This window comes from Bacillus sp. CFBP9009 (assembly GCF_036541465.1).
Lineage (GTDB): Bacteria > Bacillota > Bacilli > Bacillales > DSM-1321 > Peribacillus.
In genome coordinates, this window is the sequence record NZ_JAZHFU010000001.1 from 213,955 (window position 1) to 238,990 (window position 25,036).

19 protein-coding genes are annotated in these 25,036 nt (G+C 36.8%); 15 read left to right on the forward strand and 4 right to left on the reverse strand.

All coding sequences use genetic code 11. The annotated features are described in order from the left end of the window. Positions 1–348: 348 nt before the first annotated feature. On the forward strand, positions 349–1,662 hold the full coding sequence (locus V3595_RS01175) for an Nramp family divalent metal transporter (RefSeq protein ID WP_485905066.1): 1,314 nt from the start codon (positions 349–351) through the stop codon (positions 1,660–1,662). A 97-nt stretch (positions 1,663–1,759) separates the two neighbouring features. After that, positions 1,760–2,737 (forward strand): 2-hydroxyacid dehydrogenase, encoded by a 978-nt coding sequence (locus V3595_RS01180; protein ID WP_485905067.1) that lies wholly within the window; start codon positions 1,760–1,762, stop codon positions 2,735–2,737. Between the two features lie 185 nt (positions 2,738–2,922). Here V3595_RS01180 and aspA read toward each other — a convergent pair whose 3' ends face one another. Both aspA and V3595_RS01190 read right to left on the reverse strand, forming a co-directional pair. Then, on the reverse strand, positions 2,923–4,359 hold the full coding sequence (aspA, locus tag V3595_RS01185; protein WP_485905069.1) for an aspartate ammonia-lyase: 1,437 nt from the start codon (positions 4,357–4,359) through the stop codon (positions 2,923–2,925). Positions 4,360–4,379: 20 nt separating this feature from the next. Next, positions 4,380–5,651: a cation:dicarboxylate symporter family transporter gene (locus tag V3595_RS01190; RefSeq protein WP_485905071.1), complete on the reverse strand. Its 1,272-nt coding sequence runs from the start codon at positions 5,649–5,651 to the stop codon at positions 4,380–4,382. A gap of 206 nt (positions 5,652–5,857) precedes the next feature. On the opposite strand from V3595_RS01190, the gene V3595_RS01195 reads away from it, so the two are divergent. From V3595_RS01195 to V3595_RS01225, 7 genes are all read left to right on the forward strand, one after another. After that, positions 5,858–7,129: a sensor histidine kinase gene (locus tag V3595_RS01195; RefSeq protein WP_485905073.1), complete on the forward strand. Its 1,272-nt coding sequence runs from the start codon at positions 5,858–5,860 to the stop codon at positions 7,127–7,129. Further along, positions 7,126–8,046 carry a response regulator gene (locus tag V3595_RS01200; RefSeq protein ID WP_485905074.1) on the forward strand — a complete coding sequence of 307 codons (921 nt, stop codon included), beginning with the start codon at positions 7,126–7,128 and terminating at the stop codon, positions 8,044–8,046. The genes V3595_RS01195 and V3595_RS01200 overlap by 4 nt, the downstream gene beginning before the upstream one ends. Before the next feature lie 427 nt (positions 8,047–8,473). Continuing rightward, the gene (gene helD / locus V3595_RS01205) at positions 8,474–10,813 is read left to right on the forward strand and encodes an RNA polymerase recycling motor HelD (RefSeq protein ID WP_485905076.1); all 2,340 of its coding nucleotides are present in this window, start codon (positions 8,474–8,476) and stop codon (positions 10,811–10,813) included. A 123-nt stretch (positions 10,814–10,936) separates the two neighbouring features. Continuing rightward, positions 10,937–11,152 (forward strand): hypothetical protein, encoded by a 216-nt coding sequence (locus V3595_RS01210; RefSeq protein ID WP_485905078.1) that lies wholly within the window; start codon positions 10,937–10,939, stop codon positions 11,150–11,152. A 246-nt stretch (positions 11,153–11,398) separates the two neighbouring features. After that, the gene (gene sspL / locus V3595_RS01215) at positions 11,399–11,533 is read left to right on the forward strand and encodes a small, acid-soluble spore protein L (protein WP_485905080.1); all 135 of its coding nucleotides are present in this window, start codon (positions 11,399–11,401) and stop codon (positions 11,531–11,533) included. A 274-nt stretch (positions 11,534–11,807) separates the two neighbouring features. Next, on the forward strand, positions 11,808–14,978 hold the full coding sequence (locus tag V3595_RS01220) for an ATP-binding cassette domain-containing protein (protein ID WP_485905081.1): 3,171 nt from the start codon (positions 11,808–11,810) through the stop codon (positions 14,976–14,978). Positions 14,979–15,189: 211 nt separating this feature from the next. Next, positions 15,190–15,327, forward strand: coding sequence for a hypothetical protein (locus V3595_RS01225; protein WP_485905083.1), 138 nt, complete (start codon positions 15,190–15,192; stop codon positions 15,325–15,327). A gap of 122 nt (positions 15,328–15,449) precedes the next feature. Here V3595_RS01225 and V3595_RS01230 read toward each other — a convergent pair whose 3' ends face one another. Next, complete coding sequence (locus V3595_RS01230; protein ID WP_485905085.1) at positions 15,450–16,718, reverse strand: ATP-binding protein; 1,269 nt, start codon at positions 16,716–16,718, stop codon at positions 15,450–15,452. A 637-nt stretch (positions 16,719–17,355) separates the two neighbouring features. Here V3595_RS01230 and V3595_RS01235 point away from each other — a divergent pair. Then, positions 17,356–17,496 carry a hypothetical protein gene (locus tag V3595_RS01235; RefSeq protein ID WP_485905086.1) on the forward strand — a complete coding sequence of 47 codons (141 nt, stop codon included), beginning with the start codon at positions 17,356–17,358 and terminating at the stop codon, positions 17,494–17,496. Positions 17,497–18,223: 727 nt separating this feature from the next. Here V3595_RS01235 and V3595_RS01240 read toward each other — a convergent pair. After that, the gene (locus tag V3595_RS01240; protein WP_458344322.1) at positions 18,224–19,306 is read right to left on the reverse strand and encodes a DNA sulfur modification protein DndB; all 1,083 of its coding nucleotides are present in this window, start codon (positions 19,304–19,306) and stop codon (positions 18,224–18,226) included. A gap of 317 nt (positions 19,307–19,623) precedes the next feature. Here V3595_RS01240 and V3595_RS01245 point away from each other — a divergent pair, with 317 nt between their 5' ends. From V3595_RS01245 to V3595_RS01265, 5 genes are all read left to right on the forward strand, one after another. Then, the gene (locus V3595_RS01245; RefSeq protein ID WP_485905088.1) at positions 19,624–19,818 is read left to right on the forward strand and encodes a hypothetical protein; all 195 of its coding nucleotides are present in this window, start codon (positions 19,624–19,626) and stop codon (positions 19,816–19,818) included. Between the two features lie 678 nt (positions 19,819–20,496). After that, positions 20,497–22,509: a hypothetical protein gene (locus V3595_RS01250; RefSeq protein WP_485905090.1), complete on the forward strand. Its 2,013-nt coding sequence runs from the start codon at positions 20,497–20,499 to the stop codon at positions 22,507–22,509. A 1-nt stretch (position 22,510) separates the two neighbouring features. Continuing rightward, complete coding sequence (locus tag V3595_RS01255; RefSeq protein WP_485905092.1) at positions 22,511–23,365, forward strand: hypothetical protein; 855 nt, start codon at positions 22,511–22,513, stop codon at positions 23,363–23,365. After that, on the forward strand, positions 23,355–24,140 hold the full coding sequence (locus tag V3595_RS01260) for a hypothetical protein (RefSeq protein WP_402939590.1): 786 nt from the start codon (positions 23,355–23,357) through the stop codon (positions 24,138–24,140). Before V3595_RS01255 ends, V3595_RS01260 begins: the two co-directional genes overlap by 11 nt. 425 nt (positions 24,141–24,565) lie before the next feature. Continuing rightward, positions 24,566–25,024, forward strand: a complete 459-nt coding sequence (locus tag V3595_RS01265; RefSeq protein WP_485905094.1) for an SRPBCC family protein — start codon at positions 24,566–24,568, stop codon at positions 25,022–25,024. Positions 25,025–25,036 lie beyond the last annotated feature (12 nt).

Sequence of the window (25,036 nt, forward strand, 5' to 3'; positions counted from 1 at the left end):
AACGCCAATTCTTTTGAATTTGTCAACAAGTACGAAGGGTCAAAAGTTTTTTTTATGCTTTTAAAAAAACTTCTAAATATTATGATTGACTTACATTTTAATTTGTCTTACAATTTCAATGTAAATAGTCAAAACATTCAATTAAATGGAAGGGGAGCTTTTTTAACAAATCTGATTCACTTCAACATGAAGCATGACAACATACAGCAGCGTAAACTTTAGGTCAATTCCGGAAATGACCTAAAGCTCTGTCATAATTTCAATATCTGATTGTCCAGAGTTATCAAAGTATTAATGCTTTAGAAAAAATGAAAGCGAATACATACTCTTTGGGATGGAGTGAATAACATGAAAAATCAATCAAATCTTGCTGAATCTACTGTGATTGTTCCTGAGGTTGTAAGTAAGAAACCAAATTTCATCACGAAGTTTAAAACATCCTATGGTCCGGGAATCCTTGCCGTTTTAACATGGCTTGGAGCCGGGGATCTGGTGACTTCTTCTGTTGCCGGGGCAGATTATGGATATAGTTTAATGTGGATTTTAGCACTGTCATTAATCCTTCGTTTTCTTATCGTAAATGTTATCGCCCGGTTCCAGCTTTGTAACACAGAGGGGTTAACCATACTTGAAGGATATGGACGTATCCACCCATTTTTCGGTTACTTCATGTTTGGTTATGCATTAATAATGGGTCATCTTTTTAATGCCTATATGATTAAGGGAGCGGGAGAGGTATTATCGACCCTATTCCATGTTAATCAGCCATTCTTAGCTTCCATGGTAGTTGTAGGATTAGTTTTTATGCTTATAGGCAGGAATATATATAATAGAATTGAAAGTGTAATGAAAGTGCTTTTGGCATTATTGACCATTGCTTTCTTGTTCCTGGCCATTCAAGCTACACCTGATGTGGGGCAAATCATTAAAGGAACAGTTGGTTTTAGCATTCCAAGTGATACTGGCGTTCATGGAGCATTATTGGTAGCGGTTTCAATTATCGGTGCAGTGGCAGGCTCGATTTCGAACTTTGTTCATCCATATTTCATGAGGGAAAAGGGCTGGACGAAACCAAGTCATCTAAAGGTTCAAAGAAATGATTTACTGTTTGCCATCGGAGTTTGCATCGTAATCAACTTGGCCATTTGGGTTGTTGGAGCAGAAATTTTAAAACCGAATGGAATTCATGTGGAAACGATCGATGACTTGGCAATGGCATTACAAATGTCGTTAGGACAATTTGGCTGGTACATTTTCTATCTTGGTGTTTTTGGCGTATTATTCGCAAGTGTAGTAGGCAAGTCAACTGGTTTTCCAAGATTGATTGTAGATGCCTTTTACGTAATAAATAAGGATCGTCGCGAAAAATACAATGGTAAATATGAAAAAGATCCAATGTATAAATGGGTAATGATTTTTGTATTGGTTACGCCAATCATTTGGTCCATTCCCGGCATGCCTGGTTTCATTGCATTGACAATTGGCGTTAATGCAATAAACATAATCGGTTTTCCGGTAATCGCAATTGGCATGCTGGTGCTATCAAATAAAAAAAGCTTGATGGGAAAATATAAAAACAATTGGTTCGAAAATATTATTCTAACTTTAGCTTCCGTTTTAGCGGTTTGGTCCGCCGTTCAATTAGCTACTACCTTTTTTTAAAATAATGGTAGATTATAGATAGAGGCGTAAAACATAAAGGTTATGTCGACTTTTGATCCCGACGGGGTCCTACTTTATTGGAAGTGAGGTATCAGTGATGAAACCGAAAGTAATCATTTATAAGAAAGTGGATCAGGAAGTGCTGCAATATATTCAAGAGACTTGTGATGTTGTTTATTTTGAAGGTCTTGACTCACAAAATCACTCTGAATTCCTTCAAGAGCTGAAGAACGCACAAGGTATATTAGGTTCAGGATTAAAAGTGGATAAAGCTTTACTGGATCAAGCACCGCAACTAAAAATCGTCTGTAATTCATCGGTTGGTTACGACAATTTGGATGTAACCGAGCTGTCCAATCGAGGAATCATGGCTACGAATACTCCCGAGGTATTGAATGAGACGGTCGCAGATACGATTATGGGCTTGATGCTGTCCACAGCGAGAAGAATGCCAGAGTTGGATCAAATGGTAAAGTCAGGGCAATGGATATCGAACATCGGGGAAAAATCGTTTGGGTTGGACGTGCATCATAAAGTATTAGGCATTATCGGCATGGGCGGAATAGGCTCTGCCGTTTCAAAAAGGGCCCGTTTTGGATTCGATATGAACATCTTATATCACAACAGATCCAGAAATGAAGAAGCGGAACAAAAGTATGGAGCTACATACTGTTCTCTGGAAGATCTGTTAAAGCAATCTGATTTTGTCTGCCTGATGACACCGCTAACTCCCCAAACTGAAAAAATGATGGGGGAAAAAGAATTCAAGCTCATGAAAGAGTCCGCCATCTTCATCAATTGTTCAAGAGGGAAAACAGTGGATGAAGAAGCCTTGATCACTGCGCTTAAAACCGGTGAAATTCACGCGGCAGGACTGGATGTCTTTGTACAGGAGCCCGTCAAGGAGGACAATCCTTTGCTTTCCATGAAGAATGTCGTCACTTTGCCTCATATCGGTTCCGCAACATATGAAACCCGCAAGAAAATGGCGATGCTGGCAGCAACCAACCTTGTAGCAGGATTACAGGGAGAAACTCCGCCTACCTTGATCAAAGCTGGGGTAAAGGTAAAGTAATTTATAATAGAATGAATTACGCTGGATAGCCTTATTTGGGGGCTATCCATTTTTGGTACTGGATTATTATTTTTACTCATCCTGCAAAGCAAAAAAAGCCCTCTCTATAAAGGAGGGCTTTTATATCAATTCCCCAGACTTTTGTTATTAATCAACCACTTCTGCCATTCCATCAAAATCGGAAGTTACGATCGATCAAACAGCTCTGCCCCAGAAATACCAGGGTTTGTCATCTCGTAAGGATTTAAAATAAGATCAAGCTCTTCCTCTGTTAACACGTCATACTGCAGGCATAGTTCACGTACTGATTTTCCTTTTAAAATGGCTTCCCGTGCGATACGCGCTGCCACTTCGTATCCAATATGCGGATTAACGGCAGTGATAATCCCTACGCTTTTTTCCACATTCCCTTTTAGACGGTCTTCGTTAGCTTCAATATCTACCAGACAGTAGTCTGTAAAGGCACGGAATGCATTGTTCATAATGCTGATGGATTGAAGCAAGTTGAACACAAGCACAGGTTCCATCACGTTCAGTTCAAGCTGACCCGCTTCAGATGCCAGGCAAATGGTATGGTCATTGCCAATAACCTGGAACGCTACTTGATTGATCATTTCAGGCATGACCGGATTGACTTTTCCCGGCATGATGGATGAACCTGGCTGACGGGCCGGCAAGTTAATTTCCGCAAGGCCCGCACGTGGACCTGAGGCCATTAAACGTAGGTCGTTCGCGATTTTGGACATATTCATCATACATATTTTCAATGCAGCAGAGACTTCTGTATAAGCATCTGTATTTTGTGTCGCATCAACAAGATGCTCCGCCCCAACAAGCGGAAGCCCGCTAATATCCGCCAAATGTTCAACAACACTTTCGATGTAGCGAGGGTCTGCATTTAATCCTGTTCCCACAGCTGTTGCACCCATATTTATTTCATATAAATGCTGGCGTGATTGTTGAATGCGTTTAATATCACGCTCTATTACACGGCTATATGCTTCAAACTCTTGACCAAGACGGATGGGTACTGCATCTTGAAGGTGTGTCCGTCCCATTTTAATCACATGGTCAAATTGTTGGGCCTTTTTCCTGAAGATAGTAAGCATATATTCCATCGTATTTAACAATTTTTCGAGTGAAATAAGAGTGGCGATATGAATCGAACTCGGGAACACATCGTTTGTTGATTGTGACATGTTCACATGGCTATTTGGACTTAATTGAACATAGTCCCCTTTCTCTTTTCCAAGCAATTCGAGTGCACGGTTAGCAATGACTTCGTTTGCGTTCATATTCATTGATGTACCTGCACCGCCCTGGATGGGATCCACGATAAAATGATCATGCCATTTGCCTTCGATTACTTCGTCTGCTGCCTGAATGATCATTTTACCAAGACCATCGTACAAGCGTTTAGTGTCCATATTTGCTAAAGCCGCTGCTTTTTTCACGATAGCCAACGCTCTAATCAATTCTTCATGAATGCGATAGCCTGTAATCGGAAAGTTTTCGACTGCACGCAATGTTTGGATAACATAGTATACATGAACTGGTACTTGTTTTGATCCCAAGAAATCTTTCTCAATACGTACGTTATGATTTATATGGATTGTTGACATCGTGTTTCCCCCTTTATAGTTTATGCTACGTCTGATTGTTTAATAGAACCAACGTAATGGTCTGCTTTTTCCTGGTCAAATTCGCCTTCCCACTTCGACATGACTATCGCCGCCAATGAGTTCCCCACGACATTAACCGCTGATCTTCCCATATCCAAAATTCGGTCGATACCGGCAATGAACGCAACACCTTCCACCGGCAGTCCCATAGAACCAAGTGTTGTTAAAACAACAACAAATGACGCACCTGGAACGCCAGCCATTCCTTTTGACGTTAACATCAATACTAGTAACAACGTAATCTGTTGTGTAATGGATAGATCAATACCATACATTTGTGCTACGAAAAGTGAAGCAAGTGCCTGATATATCGATGAGCCGTCTAGATTAAACGTATAGCCTGTTGGAATAACAAAGGAAGTAATGGATTTCGGGCAGCCAAACTTCTCCATTTTGTCCATAAGCCTTGGTAATACCGACTCTGAACTTGCTGTTGTAAATGCCAAAATCAGTTCATCCTTTAACACTTTCAGGATAACAAAAATGCTTGTCCCAGACATTTTCGCTATAATTCCAAGAATGACGAACACGAAGAATATCATCGTCACATAAACAGCAACTACTAGATTCCCTAAAGGAATTAATGTTGCGATGCCAAATTTGGCAACGGTTACACCAATGAGTGCAAACACACCAAAGGGGGCAAATTTCATGACTAGATTCGTCACCCAAAACATTACTTCCAACACACCTTCAAAGAATCCAAGAATAGGCTTTCCTTTTTCGCCTATAGCAGCCACACCTAAGCCGAATAAAACAGAAAAGAAGATAATCGGTAATAAATCCGCTTGAGCCATTGATTCAAATACATTTTGAGGAACAATATGAGAAATTGTTTCTCCAAAGCCACTGCTTCCAGCCGTCTTTGTTGTTTCTTCATATTTTGAAATATCACTTTTTTCAAGATTGCTTGTATCTAAACCAGACCCGGGATGGAACAAGTTTGCCGCCAGTAATCCAATAACAATGGCAAGTGTGGTGACAATCTCAAAATATAGAAGAGTCTTCCCGCCTAATTTTCCTAGTTTTTTTATATCGCCGACTCCCGCTATGGAGACTACTAATGCAGCCATGACAATCGGGATGACAATCATTTTAATTAAATGAATGAAAATATCGCCGATAGGTACCATAATGGCCATGGCTGTTTCATTACCATGGAATAAAGCACCGACAACGATACCTAGTACAAGTGCAATAAAAATTTGAGTAGCTAAACCAAACTTTTTCATTTAAATTCCTCCTATGATTGGTGTTTTATTGTTAGCGCTTTCAATTTTTAGATTATTTTAAGTTTATGATCATCCTACTGGAACCTACTGAAACCTACTGATACTTACAAGGGCCAGAAAAAATAATAATTTCAGTCAAAACCCTTCTCTCTTTTTTCCCATTTCATGTGTTATGTTTTTAATATAGTGACTGGGGAGGGACCGGATTGAAAAAGAGTATAAGGATATTGCTATTGATTATGATTGCGGTGCCTCTTGCGGGTGAATTCAAGTTTTATCCATTCGATGATACATTCAGAGTCAGTTTGGGAACCCCCGTATTTTTCTTGTTTTTACTATGGGGGAGGGAGATCCACCCGATTATTGCAGGCATATTGACGGGAATGAGTGTGTTTGTTTTTCGTTTTTCACTGGCTGTCGGGATACGGGACATATCTGTTGAGGAAGCGATGTATCTTTATGTTCCAGCCTTTTTCTATTACTTCATCTACGCGTTCGCATTTCATAAAACGAAATTGAACGAACGGCACGATCAGCCGTTTATGATCGGGCTTTTAGGGGTATTGATCGAGCTTTTAGCAAGTGTATCGGAAATGGCGATCCGTTCCTTCTTGGCGAATCAGGGCACACCCTTGCTAGCCATTGACCAACTCGTTTTAATCGCCTTTATTCGAAGCTTTTTCGTCCTCGGCTTTTTTAATATATTAAAGCTGAGAGAAGCAAAATTCGCAGAAGCGGAGCAGCGCATGCAAAAGGAACAAATGCTGCTTTTCATTTCAAGTTTGTATGAAGAATCGGTTCAACTGAAGAAAACGATGCAAAATGCGGAAGAAATCACCCGCACTTGTTATGACTTTTACCGTCGGTTAAAATCAGAGGGGACTAATGGAAGCGATCCGCAAACTGCGTTGCAGATTGCCGGTCTCGTGCATGAGATCAAAAAAGATAACCAGCGGATTTATGCGGGGTTGTCGGAACTCATGTCTTCCGAAAACCTGCAGGAATATATGAATCTCGAAGAACTTGGTAACATCATGATCGTGTCCAATAGACGATATGCAGAGTCCCTTCGCAAAGATATTTCATTTTCCTTGCATATAGATGGTGACCATCCGCCCTACCATGTATATATGGTATTATCATTAATAAATAATTTATTGGCCAATGCAGTGGAAGCCATTAAAGAAGAGGGATACGTATCTCTGCATGTGAAAAGGAAAGATCAATTCGTGGAGTTTTGCATCAGTGACAATGGCCCCGGCATTGCACCGAAGCAGAAGGAAGTCATTTTTACAGCAGGATATACAAAGAAATTCGATGCGGCGGGAAACCCTTCGACGGGAATCGGTTTAACGTATGTGAAACAAACTGTTGAAAAATTTGGAGGACATATCAGGCTAATGGATAACTATAAAGAAACCGTATTCATCGTTGGACTTCCGATTGATGCGATTATGGAGAAAGGGTTAACGAGATGAATTATTTCATTATAGATGACGATCCTGCCATTCGAGGAATGCTGACAGAGATGATTGAAGACGAAGATTTAGGCAAAGTGGTGGGAGAAGCAGAAGACGGATCGTTAGTGAATAATGGCTTGCTGTTTTTAAAGAAAGCAGACGTTGTCTTAATTGATTTGCTCATGCCAATAAGGGACGGAATTGAAACGATCAGGGCTCTTGCTGATGGATTTCAAGGAAAGTTTGTGATGATTTCGCAAGTGGAATCGAAGGAACTGATTGGAGCGGCATATAGATTAGGGGCGGAATACTACATTACAAAACCGCTGAACCAAGTTGAAATTTCATGCATATTAAACAAAGTGAACGAGCGAATACTGGTGGATCAATCGATCCAGGGCATTCAAAAATCGTTGAACGTGTTTACGGGCCGCCCGAAGTCTTCGAAAGTGTCCTCCTTTCATACAAAAAATATCATGGAAGCCGGACGTTCCTTAATTTCCGATTTAGGTATGATTGGCGAAGGGGGAAGCGAGGATTTACTAAACATTTTAGGGTTCCTCCAAAATGAAAAGCAAAGACTCGGTCCCGCCTACACGTTTCCATATTTAAAGGAAATTTTTGCTGGGATTGCTGCTGAAAAGCTGGGAGATCAAGCGAAAGAGGACGAAATCCAGAAAGAAATGAAAGCTTCTGAGCAGCGTGTCCGCCGCGCTCTTAACCAGGCGCTCATCCATATCGCTTCATTAGGATTGACGGATTATATGAATCCAAAATTCGAAGCCTATTCATCCACATTTTTTGATTTCTCGGAAGTCCGTAAAAAAATGCTGGAACTAGAAGACAAAAGCAAAAAAGTAAGCAGCCAGAGCCGCAATAACATGAAAAAGTTTATCCAAGTGCTGTTTATGGAAGCAAGGCAGATGATGAAATAATAAACCGGAAACACAAATCGAATAGATTGAAAATTCACAAAAGCATTTTCGTATAAAGACAAATCCGTTTATATGGATTTGTCTTTATGTTTTTTTCTCCGTATTTTTTATGAACAGTATGACTTTCTTTCACATCTACAGAAAAAACGAGCAATGAGGCTTTCAAATATGTAGACAAAAAAATAACCAGTCAAGCTACGGGCTCAACTGGTTACTGACTTTAAATGTTAAATTAGAGTTTAAAATGACGATTTATTATGGCAACTGTTGTGCAATATACATTGATATAATTCAGTAATTATGATAAATTAGTATAGAAACACAATTTATAATATACAAAAAAACAGTTTACCCCTTACTATAAGTATAAGGTAAAACTCACCTCTAGTCAACCCCTAATTTCTCATTTTTTAAAGGAGTGTCTGATATGAACGATGAAATTCGGCAGGAGCAAGAACGTTTGGATGAGGTGATAAAAACAATCACGAAACAAATCAGCAAAATAGAAGGAGAGACTTCACAGCGCAGAAAAGAAGTTGTTAATATCCGTAAACATTTTTGGGATGACCTCAAGGTTAATATCGATACTTTCGATGATTACCTCGAGACGATCATTGGCTTAAGGCAGCAGGCTCAAGACTTGTCACAAAGCGAAGGCGCACATAGATATTCCTTCAAGAGGTTGTCAACACTGCGCCGCATGCAGGAAGTGCCTTATTTCGGTCGGATTGATATCACTGAAAAAGGGTCTTCCCTTACGGAACAAATTTATATTGGGACCTCCACTCTTACTGATACAACAGGAGAAAACTTCATTATCTACGATTGGAGGGCCCCGATTTCGAGTGTTTATTATGACTATCCTCCCGGTCCTATAGAATACTCTACTCCCGGAGGCGTAATTCGGGGGATGCTGGAGAAAAAGTGGCAATATATGATCAAGGGAGGCGTTATCGAATCAATGTTCGATACGAGTCTCACCATTGGAGATGAGATACTGCAGCAGGTGCTTGGCAAGGGAACGGATAAGCATATGCACAGTATTGTGGCCACCATTCAACGGGAGCAAAATAGGATCATCCGGAACGATCGCGGACGTCTGCTCATTGTTCAAGGTGCCGCAGGCAGCGGCAAGACATCAGCTGCCCTCCAACGGATCGCTTACCTGCTCTACAAGAATCGAGAAAGGCTGAAAGCGGATCAAATCATTCTATTCTCTCCTAACTCAATGTTTAATAACTACGTATCCAATGTGTTACCCGAACTTGGCGAAGAGAATATGCAGCAGGTAACATTCCAGGAATACCTGGATCATCGTCTGACTGACTCGTTTCAAGTTGAGGATCCTTATGAGCAATTAGAATTTTTGTTGATTGCAGCGGATGATCTTTTCTATAGCACTAGGACAGCGAGTATCCAATTTAAGGCATCGATTCACTTCTTTGAGATCATCAAAGCATACAGACAATCACTGGAACTATCTGGAATGATTTTTAGAGGGGTAAAGTTCCGAGGGGAAACGCTGGTCTCGGCCAAACAAATCTCAGAAAGATTTTATAACACAGACACCACACTAAGGTTTCACAATAGGATTGAAAAGTTGAAAGAGTGGTTATGTGAGTTACTTGATGAAACGGAAAAGTCTGAGTTGGAAAAACCGTGGGTCCAGGAGGAAATTGAGTATCTTAGCAAAGAGGACTATCAAAAGGTATACACCTACTTAGAGAAAAAACGCGGCCTTAATGAAGATTCCTTTGACGATTATGAGATAGAGAATAAAATGCTTGCGCGTATGATTGTTCGAAAGAAATTGAAGACGTTGCGCAAACGGATAAAAGCACTTCATTTTATCAATATTAAGGGAATATACAAGCAACTTTTTGACGAACAAATAATGATCGAACTGTGGAATGTGAGTAAAACACCTGCCGAAAGGGAAATTTGCTTATCCACGCAAAAAATGCTGGACGAAGGTAAACTGTATTACGAAGACGCGACTCCATTTTTGCTGCTGAAGGAGTTAATTCAAGGATTTCAGACGAATACTTCTATAAAATACGTGCTTGTAGACGAAGCGCAAGATTATTCTCCATTTCAATTCGAGTTTTTGAAACGGTTGTTTCCTTCTGCAAGGGTGACCGTGCTTGGTGACTTTAACCAAGCAATATTTGCTCATGCCAGCGAACGGGTAGATTTCCAGACTCTTACCAGTTTATACGGGATAGGTGAAACCGAGAGCATAACCTTGGATCAAAGCTACAGATCCACAAAGCAGATTATAGAATTTACACGTGAACTAATTCCTGAAGGCCATCGAATTAAGGCATTCGACCGTGAAGGCGAGAAGCCTGTACTAACTCAAGTGTCCAGCCGTGATGAATTGCACCACAAAATCATGTCTAAAGTCAAAGACTTTCAAAGTCGTGAGTATAATACAATCGCAATAATCTGTAAATCTGCTGCCGAAAGTGCCGCTGCATACGATGCCCTTAGTGTCCACGGTGAAATTAAACTCGTACAGAAAGGCACAAATGAATATGAACAGGGTGTAGTTGTTATTCCAGCTTATTTGGCCAAAGGCATCGAATTTGATGCTGTCATCATTTATGATGCATCTATGCAAACATATGGTGATGAGAGCCTGCGTAGATTGTTCTACACCGCATGTACCAGGGCTATGCATGACTTACAAATATATACTGTTGGCGAACCAAGTCCTTTCTTGCAAAACGATGCAACGGAGAGCTTACTTCTGACCTTGGAATAACAAAGGGGAACTTTTCAGGTTTATCTGAATGGAGTAAGTATTAGTGCTTCCTTTTTTCTCCTTTAATTTTATTATTCTTTTATCAAATACTATAAAAGAATCTTTAGAAAAGGAGGAGATGAATTGACTAACGAGAAAGAACAGGTGGAAACGGGAGGAAGCCAGGCGACTGGTGAATCAACAACTCAATCAGTTAATGATGGTCATTATCATTATCCAGGGCCCATGGAAGAAGGCTATAGTGGAAATACAGGAAGAGCAGTACAGCCTTCCCGCAAAGAAGACCACGATGTTCCTCAGAACAAAGACACATTTAATTACACTCGTATTTTAAAGTAGATCAGTCCAACATAGCAGGGTGTTTAGGGTCATTAAATTATAGGATTATTGGTTCAGGGTTATACAATTTCCATAGTCGAAATATGGAAAACAGCTTTTTTGAAACCTGTGTAGACTTTAGTTCTATGCAGGTTTTTATTGGCTAATTTTTATAAGTTCCTGATTTTAGAGATGCGTTCACAGAAAGAAACGACCTCGATTTTAATTTACAACAGTTCGGACATAATATACTTGGAGGTGAAGGAAATGAGTAAAAAGACAGCAGGAAGAGGCCAAATCGCACCAGGTGTTAACCCGCAGGGACATGGAAAAGATGTCGAATTCTCCACAGAGCCCAAAAGCGAGCTTGAAAACAAGGCAAAAAAGTCCAATACAAAATAAGTGTATTGGGCAAAAATATGGTCATACTTCGTAAAGAATGCCCTTCTCTTAATCGAGAGGGGTTTTTATAATCTATAAGAAAGCTCTATTCTTCTTTTGATTATGGAAAAAAACCTATCCTAAGTTCACGATTTTTGTCGATGAATCATACGTTTTTGGAGCAGTGGAATGTGAAAGAATAGAAGGATGGAGCTACCGTTAAAAAAATACCAAATACATTTGTCGCTGTGCTAATATGAAAGACTGAGCTTAATAAAATGGAGAGGAGTTACAAATGAAAATAAATCGATTAATTGCGAACAATATAAACCATTTAGATTCATCACTGCCAGACGACCAATCATTAGGAATTGCCGGTTTATCAGGTTCCGGGAAAACGACTTTTTGTCAAACCATTGGGGAAGAATCCAAGAAGCGTCTCGTTTCCTTATTGCCCAAGTCTGAATATCAGTATTTATTTCCTAATATTATGGAAACCAACTTCAGCGCCATCAAGATGGAAGAAATGCCACTGGTCCTTTTTCTCGGCAAATCATCCATTTCAGCCAATCCCCGTTCAACCATTGGCACACATACTGGTGTGTTTAAAGAGATTCGTGTTTGTCTTGCAGAAAAATTCAATCTTTCTCCGGAAGTTTTTTCATTTAATAATGCCTTAGGCTGGTGCCCCACTTGTAAAGGACGCGGTACGACGAAAAATGTCGAATGTCCAAAGTGTGAGGGGAAGCGCTACAATCAAGAAGTCGAGCAATATACCATCGAATTATTAGATCGCCCGCATACTATTTCCGATATCAACAACTTAAGCATCGAAACGATCCTTTCACTCTCAGAGACCTTACATATTAGTGAAGCTAAACAGCATATTCTCCAAAATATAATCAATATGAATATTGGTTATTTAGGCTTGAATCGTATTATGGGGACAGTGTCAGGGGGAGAATTAACCCGGCTTTATTTGGCCGAATTTATGGCAACAAGTGAAAATACCGTGATCATCATCGATGAAATCTCCGTCGGTCTTGATCATCAAACCCTTTTAAAAATTTTGGAACAGCTTAAGCAATTAGGATATAAGAATCAAATTTGGCTCATTGATCACTCAGACACGGTGTTAGATAGCACTGATGAACAATTGTTCTTTGGACCTGGCAGCGGGAAATATGGCGGGAAAATCGTTGAGGAATCACCACGTCCCAAACCAATCAGCTGGGAACGAAATGAAGCAACGCCAACGGAATACTATCAATTTCAGGATCTTTACTGCCGTAATATTCAAATGGAGGAAATCCGGATTCCCAAGAATAGACTCGTTACCTTTACGGGTGAGTCAGGCTGCGGTAAATCAACACTTGTCAATGAATGTATCTCTAAAGATTTACAGAAGCGGTATCCAAAAGATAAGCTGGTCATGGTCGGGCAGGACCGAAACAAATCGATTACCAGTCGATCAACCGTTGCGACGTTTCTTGATATTAAAAAGAAACTCACCAAATACAGTGATGAAATTGATGATATTTTTCTGCGTTCGATTGAAGATATCATCGAAGAATTGCCAAAGGAAGATATCGCTCATAAACGCTTGAGCTTATTGATCAAACTTGGACTTGGTTATTTGACGTTAGAAAGAAAAACACAAACTTTATCAACTGGTGAATTTCAATGTGTCCACTTAGTTTCCGAGCTGTTCGCGAAGACAAGAAACCCACACACGCTGTTCATTTTTGACGAGCCTTCAAAAGGGTTATCGCAAAATATTTTAAACCAATTCATTGATAGTGTCAGGGTCATTCTGGAGGATGAATCCGTCTCCATCATCATGATTGAACATAATGCCTATATGCTGGAAAGCTCGGATTATATCGTGGATTTTGGTAAAAGACAGCTAACACCTGTCCAGCATCTTGACGTTGTCAGTCATGATGATTATTATCGTCACAAAAACAGTGACGAACATGTGGAGCCATTGCATATCTCTTCCACACTTCGGTCAAAAACTGGCATCAATTATTTACAGGAAAATCATTTGGACTATTTCAAAAACGCAGAGAACGTCTATAAGGGCGGCATTTTAAAAAGCTTATCACCAATCGCTCGCGTGATTTATGGTGAGTACGAATCAGACACGATCGCACCTGTGATCGCCATTGATCTTGAACGGCACTTGTACAGTCAATATACGTTTCTTTATGAATTGGGCGGAATGATCAACCATATAGTGGCTGCACATCCGACCAATAAGGATACAAGAAGCTTTGATTTCTATTCTGCAGAAAACCATTGTCCAAGCTGTTCGGGACGCCGGGTCATTGAAAAATTCGATTTCGATGTAGTCATACAAGACAAAAACGTGCCATTCTGGGATGGTTTATTACATCCAGACGTGATGGAGGTATTAAAATATTATCAACATTCAAAGCTGCAATTCCTGTTTGATGAGATCAAGAATGAACTCGGTCACGACATTAGTAAAAGCTATAATGAGATGACAGATGCCGAAAAGCATACCTTCTTATATGGGTATTGGGAAAAGTCCTTTTACGATAAAGCAGGCAAGGCATCGCGAATTTGGGAAGGATTCAATTTCATCATAGGGCGTTATATCTTCGTATCGAAATCGATCATTAAAGAGCAGATGAAAGAAACAAAAGAGATGATCGACTGTCCAGTCTGTCAAGGAACGGTCCTGAACCATCATAAAAAGCTGATGTTTGGTGATACGGACATTCGCGAGCTCATCCAACAGCCGATTGATCAAGTCATCAAAATTGTAGGGAAGCTGCCGGAACTGGAAAAACTAAAAGCGATTGTGGGCGGCGATATCGCACTTACTGATGATGTCTCATTCCTTCCTCGGGAAACAAAAGCAGCGTTGAAAATGCTCGAACTCGAACTAGCAAGCCTCAAAGGCTATGAAGTAGTTTTACAAAATACCAAGCCATTCTGGGGCAGCATTAAAGGCAATATCGAAGCAATCAGCAGCAAAAATCAGATCACCATCTGTGACTTTGCCAATATTAATGAAACAAGAGAAACCATTATTGATAAGTACTTCACCAATGGCAAATACAAAAAACTAACCTATGTCTATGAAGCATTTGGCTACAAAAAAATCGTTACCCAAATCAATAAAATTAAAGCAAGTCATAAATGCCCATTCTGTAATGGCAAGAAAGTCATTTCAGAAGACAACATCCATGACGGTGTGTATAAATTAACGATCCCTTGTGTGAGCTGTCATGCCAGTGGCATCGATGATGAAGGTCGTAAAGAAATCGTCGAAAGCATCGAAGTACAAACCTGGCTGACAGGGAAAGTAAAGGATGTCGTGGCTGAAAGTGAACGTACCGAGGCAGTTGCCGATATCTCCATTTTCGCCCGGATTCGTGAATTGAACAAACGAGATATGATGGCGGTTTATCAATGCCTTGAACAGAAAAAATAAATTTTAATGACTTAACAGTAAAAAGTCCGCCGGTGAAGGCGGACTTCTGTTTGAATATAAAAGGGGTTCAGAGTCCGAATAGTAAGGTGAAGGTCGAACAAGAACGGTCGAATACTGTGCGTGAACGGCCGAATATTGTGTGGTTTAGGTCAATAAACTGCGTCAATTGCCCAAGACAGTGTAGCTGGTCGAATAAAGTGCTCCGGTTTTTATGGTTTTTTACTGTAATCCTCATTGGATTGAAGAAATTTGCGACACTCCTGCCGAATTACTGGCTAGCCGAGACCCCACAGGCGCTTGCGCCGAGGAGGCTTGGCAGGCAGTCGGCGGAAAGGGAGCGGATTTCTGAAATCAACTGGAACTTCTTTTAAATAAAAAAACTGTAGGCAAATTCGCTTTTCTTCGAGTTTGTCTACAGTCTGAGTCCGCCGTAAATGGCGGACTTTTTTTATATGAGGAGTGATTCTTCATTTATTTTGTAGAATAATCTTCATGATAAACGGGAAGTGTCACTGAAATCGTTGTTCCCTTATTCAAAAGGCTAGTTATATGAAGTGTGCCATTCATCGTTTGGATGGTCTTGACAGCCACCATTGATCCTAACCCAGTCCCTTTTTCTTTGGAACTGTAATAAGGCTCGCCAAAACGATTTATTTGTTCTTTATTCATTCCCACTCCATTGTCACTGATTTCGATAATGATATCGAAATTATTTACATAAGAAACAATATTAAGTTCCCCGCCGTTTGGCATTGCCTCTATACCATTCTTGATGAGGTTTAGGAAGCATTGCTTGAAATGTTGAATATTCCCCCTAGTAATGCCTGGAGTCAACTGTTCAGATATAGTAACTAAATTCATGCTAGCCAATGGTTTTATCATTTCAATTACATAACCTATTTCACGATTAATTGAAATAGTATCCACTTTTTCAAGTGCAGGTTTTGCAAATGCTAAATATTCACTAATAATTGATTCTGCACTATTAAGCTCCCTAACAACATGCTCTATATATTGTTCTTTTACTTCCTGAGTAAGATCAGGAGTCTTTAGCAGTTGAACAAATCCTTTCACAACCGTTAAAGGATTTCTAACTTCATGTGAAATGCTGGCTGCAAGCTGACTGACTACCTCCATTTTTTCAAGCCTTATCATTTGTGTCCGGATTAAAATTGCATCTTTTGAAATTTCCATTATATATACAGCTAAAGCAATAATGAAAGGAGGGAGAATAATAAAGTAAAATACATACGCCTCCGTTATTCGAAAATAATCAGACATAGCGAGTGAAATAAAGCTGGTTAGTATTCCTAGAAACAATATTAATAGTATGGAGCTATTTAGCTTATTTTTTCTATTAAAATTTTTGAATTTGGAAGAAAATAGAGCCGTTATAATAAAGATAACGATATATACAATTAACGTAAGTAAATTGAAACCATAAAAAGCAAATCTAAAAGATAATATGATGACTAACAGGGCAGCCCCTACAGGCCAACCGCCATAAAGGGTTCCTATTATAAAAGGGATTTGCCGGAGATCATGGACACAATATTCATCAATATAAATAGGAAACTTCATACATAATATAATAGGAAAGCTCATGCATGCAGTGATAAGGGTCTTGCCATATTGACTTAACCTTTTGCCATGATCTAATAAAATGTAATAAATCAAAATGCTTACCAAGATATAAAAGAGATTATCTAATATGTTTTGATTAATATAAATAAAATTCATAGGATTCTCCTGAAAAAGTAACCGTTTGGTTTATTATACAAGAATAACAGTAAAAAAGAGAGTCTTAATAAAGTAATTTATTTACAGAAAGACATTTAAATTCAAAATTGATGTTGTTTAAAGTGCCTCTTTAAGAAAATTTATTTAGAGAGTATAGTCGATTAGATGACTTATGGGGATTTGTGAAGTGGGTGATTAGACCTGGTATTAGCGGTATATGACGAAAATAATGATTATGGGGGGAATCATGAAAGAACTCCATGCGACAAGTAATGAGCGCTTTTTATTAGGAAGAAAAATTGCTAGAATTAAGACCTTAAGATATAAAAATAGGAAAAAAGTTCTAGTTTAATATTTACTCCGAGAAATAGTTTGTAAAAAAATGTCTACACCAATAAATTATAATATCGTCCATATTAAAATTCGCCATTAGTCTTTTAAACCCTAAAGATATGCCTCCAAAGCAATCACTCGAAAAGATTTAAATAACTGGTTAGTTTCATATTAAGGTTTGAAGTCTCAAGGAACATCTTTATTCTAGGGGAGTTGATCCGTTGTTTTGCAAAAACATAAGAAAATACAAAAAAACAAATTTCGGTAGCTTTAGAAGAAATTAAAAGCAAAAGGGGATGGGCTTATGACAAACCTAACTGATGATTTTGATAATTTTGACTATCAAGATGTTAGAATATTTAATGAAATAAACATAAATCATTATGATTCTAATGAAATTTTAATTTTTTCGGGGATTTACTCGAATACCCAATTTGCCAATTAATAAATAATTCTAACTATAGAGAGACGGGTGAATTGTTCAGAAGTGTAATTAATCATTTTAAAATTTTTTTAATTGGAAAGTATAAAAAAATCCATACTGCTAAGTTTAGTAAAATTAAGGAGCATCAAAAGTAAAACTATCCCCCCAGATAACATATCGTTCTGGATGAATAAGAAATAAAGCCCGAAATTTTATCAACCAAAGTTTACCCTTCTTTAAGAATGTGAAAATTTTTAACTTATACTATCAGTTTCATCCAGGAGAATAATACACTTTTTCTTTTCAGCGTTCTAGTTGCTTACGGGTAGGTTAATTGAATTAGAACTTTAGTGCAATAAATGAAGATCAAGGCTGTCATTGCTGGAGTTAGTATAGATTCACAATGCATGATGCTTGCTCGTTATGCGTGGGATTAGACATCCGAAAAACATGAAATAAAACGTAATAAATAATGTAAAATACCTTAGCCTAGTTTAAGCAGGCTTTGGAATAATTGATCGTTATCCACTAAGTGGGGCAAAAAGGAACATGGTATCAATTAAATTGGTTGCGTGCACACTTCTCATGGTCTTGAATTTAATTTTCGAAGGTTAGAAATTAGTTGAGGTGAAAGGTGTTTGAGCCGCCGGGTTAATTATCTTCGTAGTAAGGAGTTGTATGTGTGATTTTATATATTCATTCTACAAAAAACAGAGCCGCTCAATTAAAATGAGCGGCTCTGTTTTTATTATTTATGCAAGGTGTTCTTCAAAGCTTCATATACTCCATTAATACCGGCACTAGTACCAGTAAATACAAATTTATTCTTTTCAGGAATGTAGCTACCCCCATAACCTTCCCATATAAAACTACTATGAGACCAATCGATCGTGCCTAATTTTTCAATTTCATTTTGCCAATCAACGTTATTTTGATTATAAATCACTTCGTTTAAGTATTTACCGATTCCTTGTAGCGTAGCCGCAGTACCGATAATGTACTTTTCACGATTAGAAGCATCTTCTGGTAATACTTCGAATAGTAAATTGAGGATTTCATCAAGTGTATGGTGGGTATCATTGTAATTTTCGATATTTAATTTACTATCTTTATCCTTATTTGCGCCTGTAATGATATAGCATAACATATTTCTTAATGTAGAAAGAACCATAATTTGATTGTTATTGCCACGAATTTGAGTTTTTTCAGTTTCGACTTTTAATCTTAATAATTGCTCGTTGTTTTTAGCTAAATCTTTAGCTAATGTACTGTACAGATCACTTGAATCAAAGTTTAATGCAATAGATTTGTTAGGCTTACCAGCTAATAGATTTAAATCGTGGAATAATTGTTGTTCTCCTTTTTGATCAATTTCAGTGAAAATCACCACTGGAATAGTCATGTTTTCTAAGATGTTAAGTTTTTCTGTAAGCTTTTCTCTTTCGTTATAACTACTTGAGTTATTTTTAGCCTCTTTTAATGTCGTAATGGCTAATTTAATAGCTTCAGACCGATGTTGTCCATCGTTGATAGAGAAAACAGTGCTAATATCGACATCAATAGTAGATTCTTCTTCATTATATTCAATTTCATTTTTACAAGTTACTGTAATAGCACTTAAAAATGTCATTCTTTTCTTATCGATACCATCTAAGATATACTTCGCGATTGATTTAACGCGTGGCTTACTTAGTTTGCGTTGAACTTCTGGAAAAACTTTAAAGAAACTTTCAAGTTTATTGAAAGGGATCATTGTTACGTATGTATCTCTTCCAAACTGATTTCCCTTTGAACCTTTAAATGAAATTTTAATTGAATTTGCTATAGTCATTTTACCACCCCAAAATTATTATATATTAAACTTATCACTATTACGGATTTATTTCAATTTATATTTTAATTTTTTTAAAAAAGTAATCAGCCGCTCAAAAAAAAATTCTTGGATTTATTAGTTTGAATTTAACTCGAGCCGCTCGGTATAGTTTGTTCGTTTAATCGGAATTAAATAAAAGCCGCTAAAAATAATTGTGATTTTTACTTATGTTTTCTTTAAAAAAGTTTGACGAATCAAATAACATGTTGTTTAATTATCAGTATGAGCCGCTCGGGTAACGAAGGGGAGTGGATTAATGTAATTACTGTAAAGATATGAATCCTATATTAAATGAGGTAAAATTAGTTTGTTATTTTGAAAGAACTCAAGAAGTAATTTCCTTAAGGGCTATTGAAACGACGATAGGTATGGAGATATTAGGTGACACTGAAAATAATTACTCTAGTGTTGGAAATCTGCAAAGGCATCCGGGCTCTTCAATTGTCGAAAAGGGTTGTAAATGCATTTGATGCATAATTCTGGTAAAGAGATGCGAATTGATTTGTGCAATATTGTAGACCGAGCTAAGACTAAAGAAAATATAGTACATAAGTATTGAATTAAATTATTTGATTAAGAAATTGGCGTCTTGAAAGCGATATTAGTTTAAACACATATATGGAACAGGTCAACGTTTCCCTATGTACTGTAGTGGTAATATGCGTTGGGATGCCTTCTTCTAAATCTCCTTGACGAGAATCAGCAAAGTAGTTTAAAAAACAACTGCAAATACATTTTTAGTTACTTGTGTTCTAAATTCACGGAACTCAAAAAAATAACAAGCACCGTCTTTTACATAGTACAGGAGTAATTTTCTGTTTAAATGGCAAACGCATGCAATGCTTATAAGGATATTTATACACGTAAGGGACTTAAATTAATTTAAATAAAAGATAATGCATTAACAATTGTTGATTGCAGTCATTTAACCAATGCAGCAATTTAAAAAAGGTTCATGGACAGTCGTGATCGATTAATGGATTCTCTATTGCCGTAAAGAAGGAACTGCCAGAATAAATACTATCGTCACCAGAAATATCAATTCCTAAATCTAACAAATGGTTTAATACTTCTGTATTCTTTACGACGATCTAATGCGAAATACTATTTTTAATCATTTCTTCAATATGGGCCAATAAGGAAGGGGAATGAAAAATCGAAATACTGGTGGAGTAGAAGACTGTTTAATAAAGAGCACGAACCTAAAAAATTTTAGTAAGAAAAAAGTAGAGGTGTTTTATATGGAAATAGTTGGCGAAATTGAAAGTAAGTGGAAATTTTCTCCGATACCGAATATCGAAGAATCTAATTTTAATAAAATATTAGAGCGTTTCTATGGATTAGGTGTAAAAGGTTTAACGAAAGAAAATATACAAAACTCGTTAGATGGGCGATTAGCTAATAGCACTACACCGGTTATTGTGAAAATAAATATCGGTACGATTAAAAATAATGACATACCAGGAATTGATGATGTCATTAATCGTATTAAGTGCCTAGAAGGAAGGAATAGTTATACGAAAGAAACGATTAGCCATATGCTCAAAAAAGTGGATCAGGAAGAAGTACGCTATATTTCCTTTGAAGATATAAATACTAGAGGTCTAACTGGAGCGAAAAATGGACAAAGCCATTCCAAGAAAGATACTTGGGGTATTTATGCATATAACAAAGGTGTACATTTTGAAGAAAGTGATCAATCTATTGAAACTACACGTGGTGGCTCGCATGGTGTAGGGAAAATTGCATCAAATGCCGCATCGGATCTTCATTTAATGTATTTCGCAAACTGTGATGAGCAAGGGGACCAGCATTTAGGAGGCACGGCTCAATTAATTGAGCATATGTTTAATCAACAATGCTACCGTTCAACTGGTTATTTTGCTGATCTAAAAGTAGAAAATGATACATCAAAGTTTTATCCTTATGAAAATAAATTTCATTCTGTTTTTGAAAAGAAAACTAGAGGTTTAAAAATTATAATTCCGTACTTACGTGCAGAGTTTGATAATGAAGATGAAATTATTAAAACGGTATGCGATAGCTTCTTTGTCTCTATTTTAGATGGTAGATTAGAAGTTCATGTGAACGATCATGTAATTAATACAGATACAATTGAACGTTATTTAAACGATAGCCAGTATTACATTCAAGAAATTTCAGATATGAAGAAAGTATTTACACCACTTTATGTAAAAACGTATAAAAATGAAAAACCAAGAGATATTGTAATTTCAAATGGTGATAAGTACTTTGATTTTAAGCTTTATTTTAAATATGATGAATCTATTTCAAAAGGCCGGGTAGCCATTGTTCGTACGATTGGTATGAAAATTGAAGATTTTTCAGTCAAATCGAATGCGACAAAACCGTATAACGCTGTTTTAATTGGTGGTTTAGAAGAAGATGGTTATTTGAAATCTCTAGAAAATGAATCTCATACAAAGATCTCATCAGAGGATATTAAAGATCCAAGGCTTAAATCACAAGCTAAACGCTTTATAAATAATCTTTCAAGTGTAATCGCAGGCATCATTGATGAGGAAATGATGAAAAATAATCCTACAGATGGTTTGATGGATACTAAAGATCTTTTATATATTATAGAATCCGAATTCAAGCAAGATTTATCAAATGCTTATGGAGCGGTGAAGATTAATAAAGGCAATCTAGTTGTAAAAGCAACAGATGGTACTCCAAATAAAAAGCCTAAGAAAAAAGGAACGAAAAAAGGTACCGTAGAGCCTAAAAATACAGGCATTAAACGTACTCGTAGTAACAATCCTACTGGTACTACAGATGAATTGCAGGAATCCAACACTGAAACATATAGTGTAAGTCCAAATATAGTAGAACGTTTAATTGTGAAAAATACTGAATTTATTCAATTCAATTTCAAAGATATTTCAGAAATGAAAAATACGACTTCTTGTAATCTCTCATTTAACATTATTGATGGAATGGGAGAAGAATATAAGAATGAGTTTAAATTAAAAGAGAACTACGCAACTGTAATTGATAACAGTAGAGGATCAAAATGTGAAATCGATAATGAATCTATTAAGAATGTTTCGATAAAAGATGGTATTGTAAAATTAAAACTGGACCTTAAACCTAATTATAATCGAGCATTGAAATTTATATACTATGTAGAGGTGTAAAATGATCTATAAAAAAGATGCAAATTTTCCATATCCCGTTTTGACGAATACATCAACAAGCTATGAAAATAGTTCTTTTTTGTTAGACGTTAAATTAGAAGAAAATACGAATGATTATCGATTTGAAATAGAATACGAAATTAGTTCAGCCTTTATAAAAGAGCTAATTGAAACAGGGGATGCAGTACCTATCTTAATTATCCAATCAAAGGATAATAAATTTTATAGGCTTGAGCAAAATCAAAAAGCAATTGAAGTGCCTAAGAAAAGGGTTTCTTTAAGTAAACGTACCTCAATTCAATTGCATATTCAATCAACAAAAAAAATCAATTTTAGTGAAAATGGTGATTTAAGTTCATTTTATGACGCGTTCAAGGATGAAATTATTGTACCCAAAAATTCATTATTAGGTTTCTCTAAGATTGTTGTATTTGAAGGCAGTATTCAAAAACCATTGGTGCTATTTGAAAAGAAATTAGATGAAAACTTATCTTCAGATATTAAAGTTGAACTTGGACCTGAAACTATCATTATTCATTATCGAAAAGAGGAGTTCCAATTCAATGGAGTGGGGTCTAGTCAAGCATTTAATAATCCCTATATTTATACAGGTCTTCGTACGGCTCTGCAACGCTTTATTAGTCAGTATAGTGAGCAGGGGGAGGATTGTGTTGATTTAACACAAATTACTCAGCCTGAAAACCTACTTGATTTTAAGCTGTATCAGTTAATGACTAAAAAAATGATTGATGAAATTTCAATTGATAATATTGATGAGGTTATCTCTTTAATATCTGATAAAATTATTGAAAAATATGCAGGGGCAGTTAAGGGGCTTATTAATCATGGAAATTAGACTATTAAAAAAGGGCTATAAAAGTAATGAGCAATTTTATCAGGATTTTTTAGATGATAAAATTAATAGTAATGAGGACTATTTTTCTAATAAATTTGTAACAATTGCAGATGCGCCAGATTTTCCAATATATATGGGACGTGGATCTGAGGAAGAGAAGAAGCAAGCCTTCCAGCGGGCATTTGAAATAATTGCTGCCTCTTATATCCATTCAGATCGTGATCTTCATTTAGAAGAGATATTTTGGCATTCATTACTAGTTACGAAAAAGCGTGAATTTATTCTTGAAAACTACCCGATCGTAAGTACAGGTATTAAAGATTTCGAAAGAGTTGTTATCAAACCGTTCGATTGGGAAAATTATATTTATAAATGTGTCCTTGCAGCTGAATATATTGAAGATTTAGATATAAATGTTGAAGAGAAGAAGCATTATTATAATTTAGTTTTGGAAAATTTAGACGTATATAACTATATTATTAAATATGCCATTTTTCGAAACTCAGAGTTTTTAATTAAAATATTAACAATTATTGATGAGTTACAAATTTCAAATATTATGAAGTCAAATATTAAGGATCGACCGGATCTAGGAAAGGACGAACGTTACGGCAGACGTGTCATTTTTGAATTAAATAAAAAGTATCCAGTCGTTATGTCACCGTTATTAGATATCGAAACGTTAAAAAATGAAGTTATTCAAGCATTAAGCTATTATTATGATGTATCAGATATAAGTATGAGTACCCAATTAACAGGAGCTTTTGTTGAATAGGGATTCCACGGCGGCGGTCTCTTCAAAAGTAACAGTGTAGCATCTTTTAGACAATAAAAAATAGCCTCCTAAGTGGGAATAGCAGGAATAGCAATGATAATTTCTCTTCTAGTATGTTAGAGGTAAAATTGATGTTTTCTTTGCCAAAATATCCAATGATAAATATTTATTAAATGGAAGTTTTCTTCTTCAACTAGCGATGGGTTAGTTGAAGAAGAAAAGGCCCCACACATAGAGATGGGGTTTGTACATTATTTCATCTTAATTTGTTCTCTTTTGTCTCCGATGTTTTATATCGTATTTACTATATTTAAGTCATGCTTTTTAAAATAATTCCCTCTATCTCTTAACGGTTCATGATTTTTCAGTTGAAAATTTGGTTTGACATAATAAAGGAAATATAATATAGGTAGAGGTGATTTTCATTGAAAAAATGGACAAGGGAAATAGAAATAAACGCCCCAATTGAACAGGTATGGAAGTTTCTTGATGGTTCTGTAGAAAATATGCAAAAAATCATGCCTCAAGTAGTTGAACAAAAGCCGGTTAAAATAACGGAAGAAGTGGTTGGAAGCGTATATCGCCAAAAATATAGAGAAGGAAAACGAACAGAAGAGTATGATATAGAAACATTGGAATATTTGAATGAGACAAATGAGAAAAAGCTTAAAGTAGGATTTATACTTGCAAAAATGTTTGAAATTACAGCTTTTTACGAACTAAATAAAATCAATGACAATAGAACTTCCTTTACATATACAGTCACCAGTCGCCCGTTAAAGTGGTTTTTGAAATTATTTTTATTATTTGCCACCGATAAAGTGGTCGTTGAATTTTTAGACCGTGTCAAAAAGGTAGCTGAAGCGGCAAGTGGATCAGAATGAATTAAGTCAATC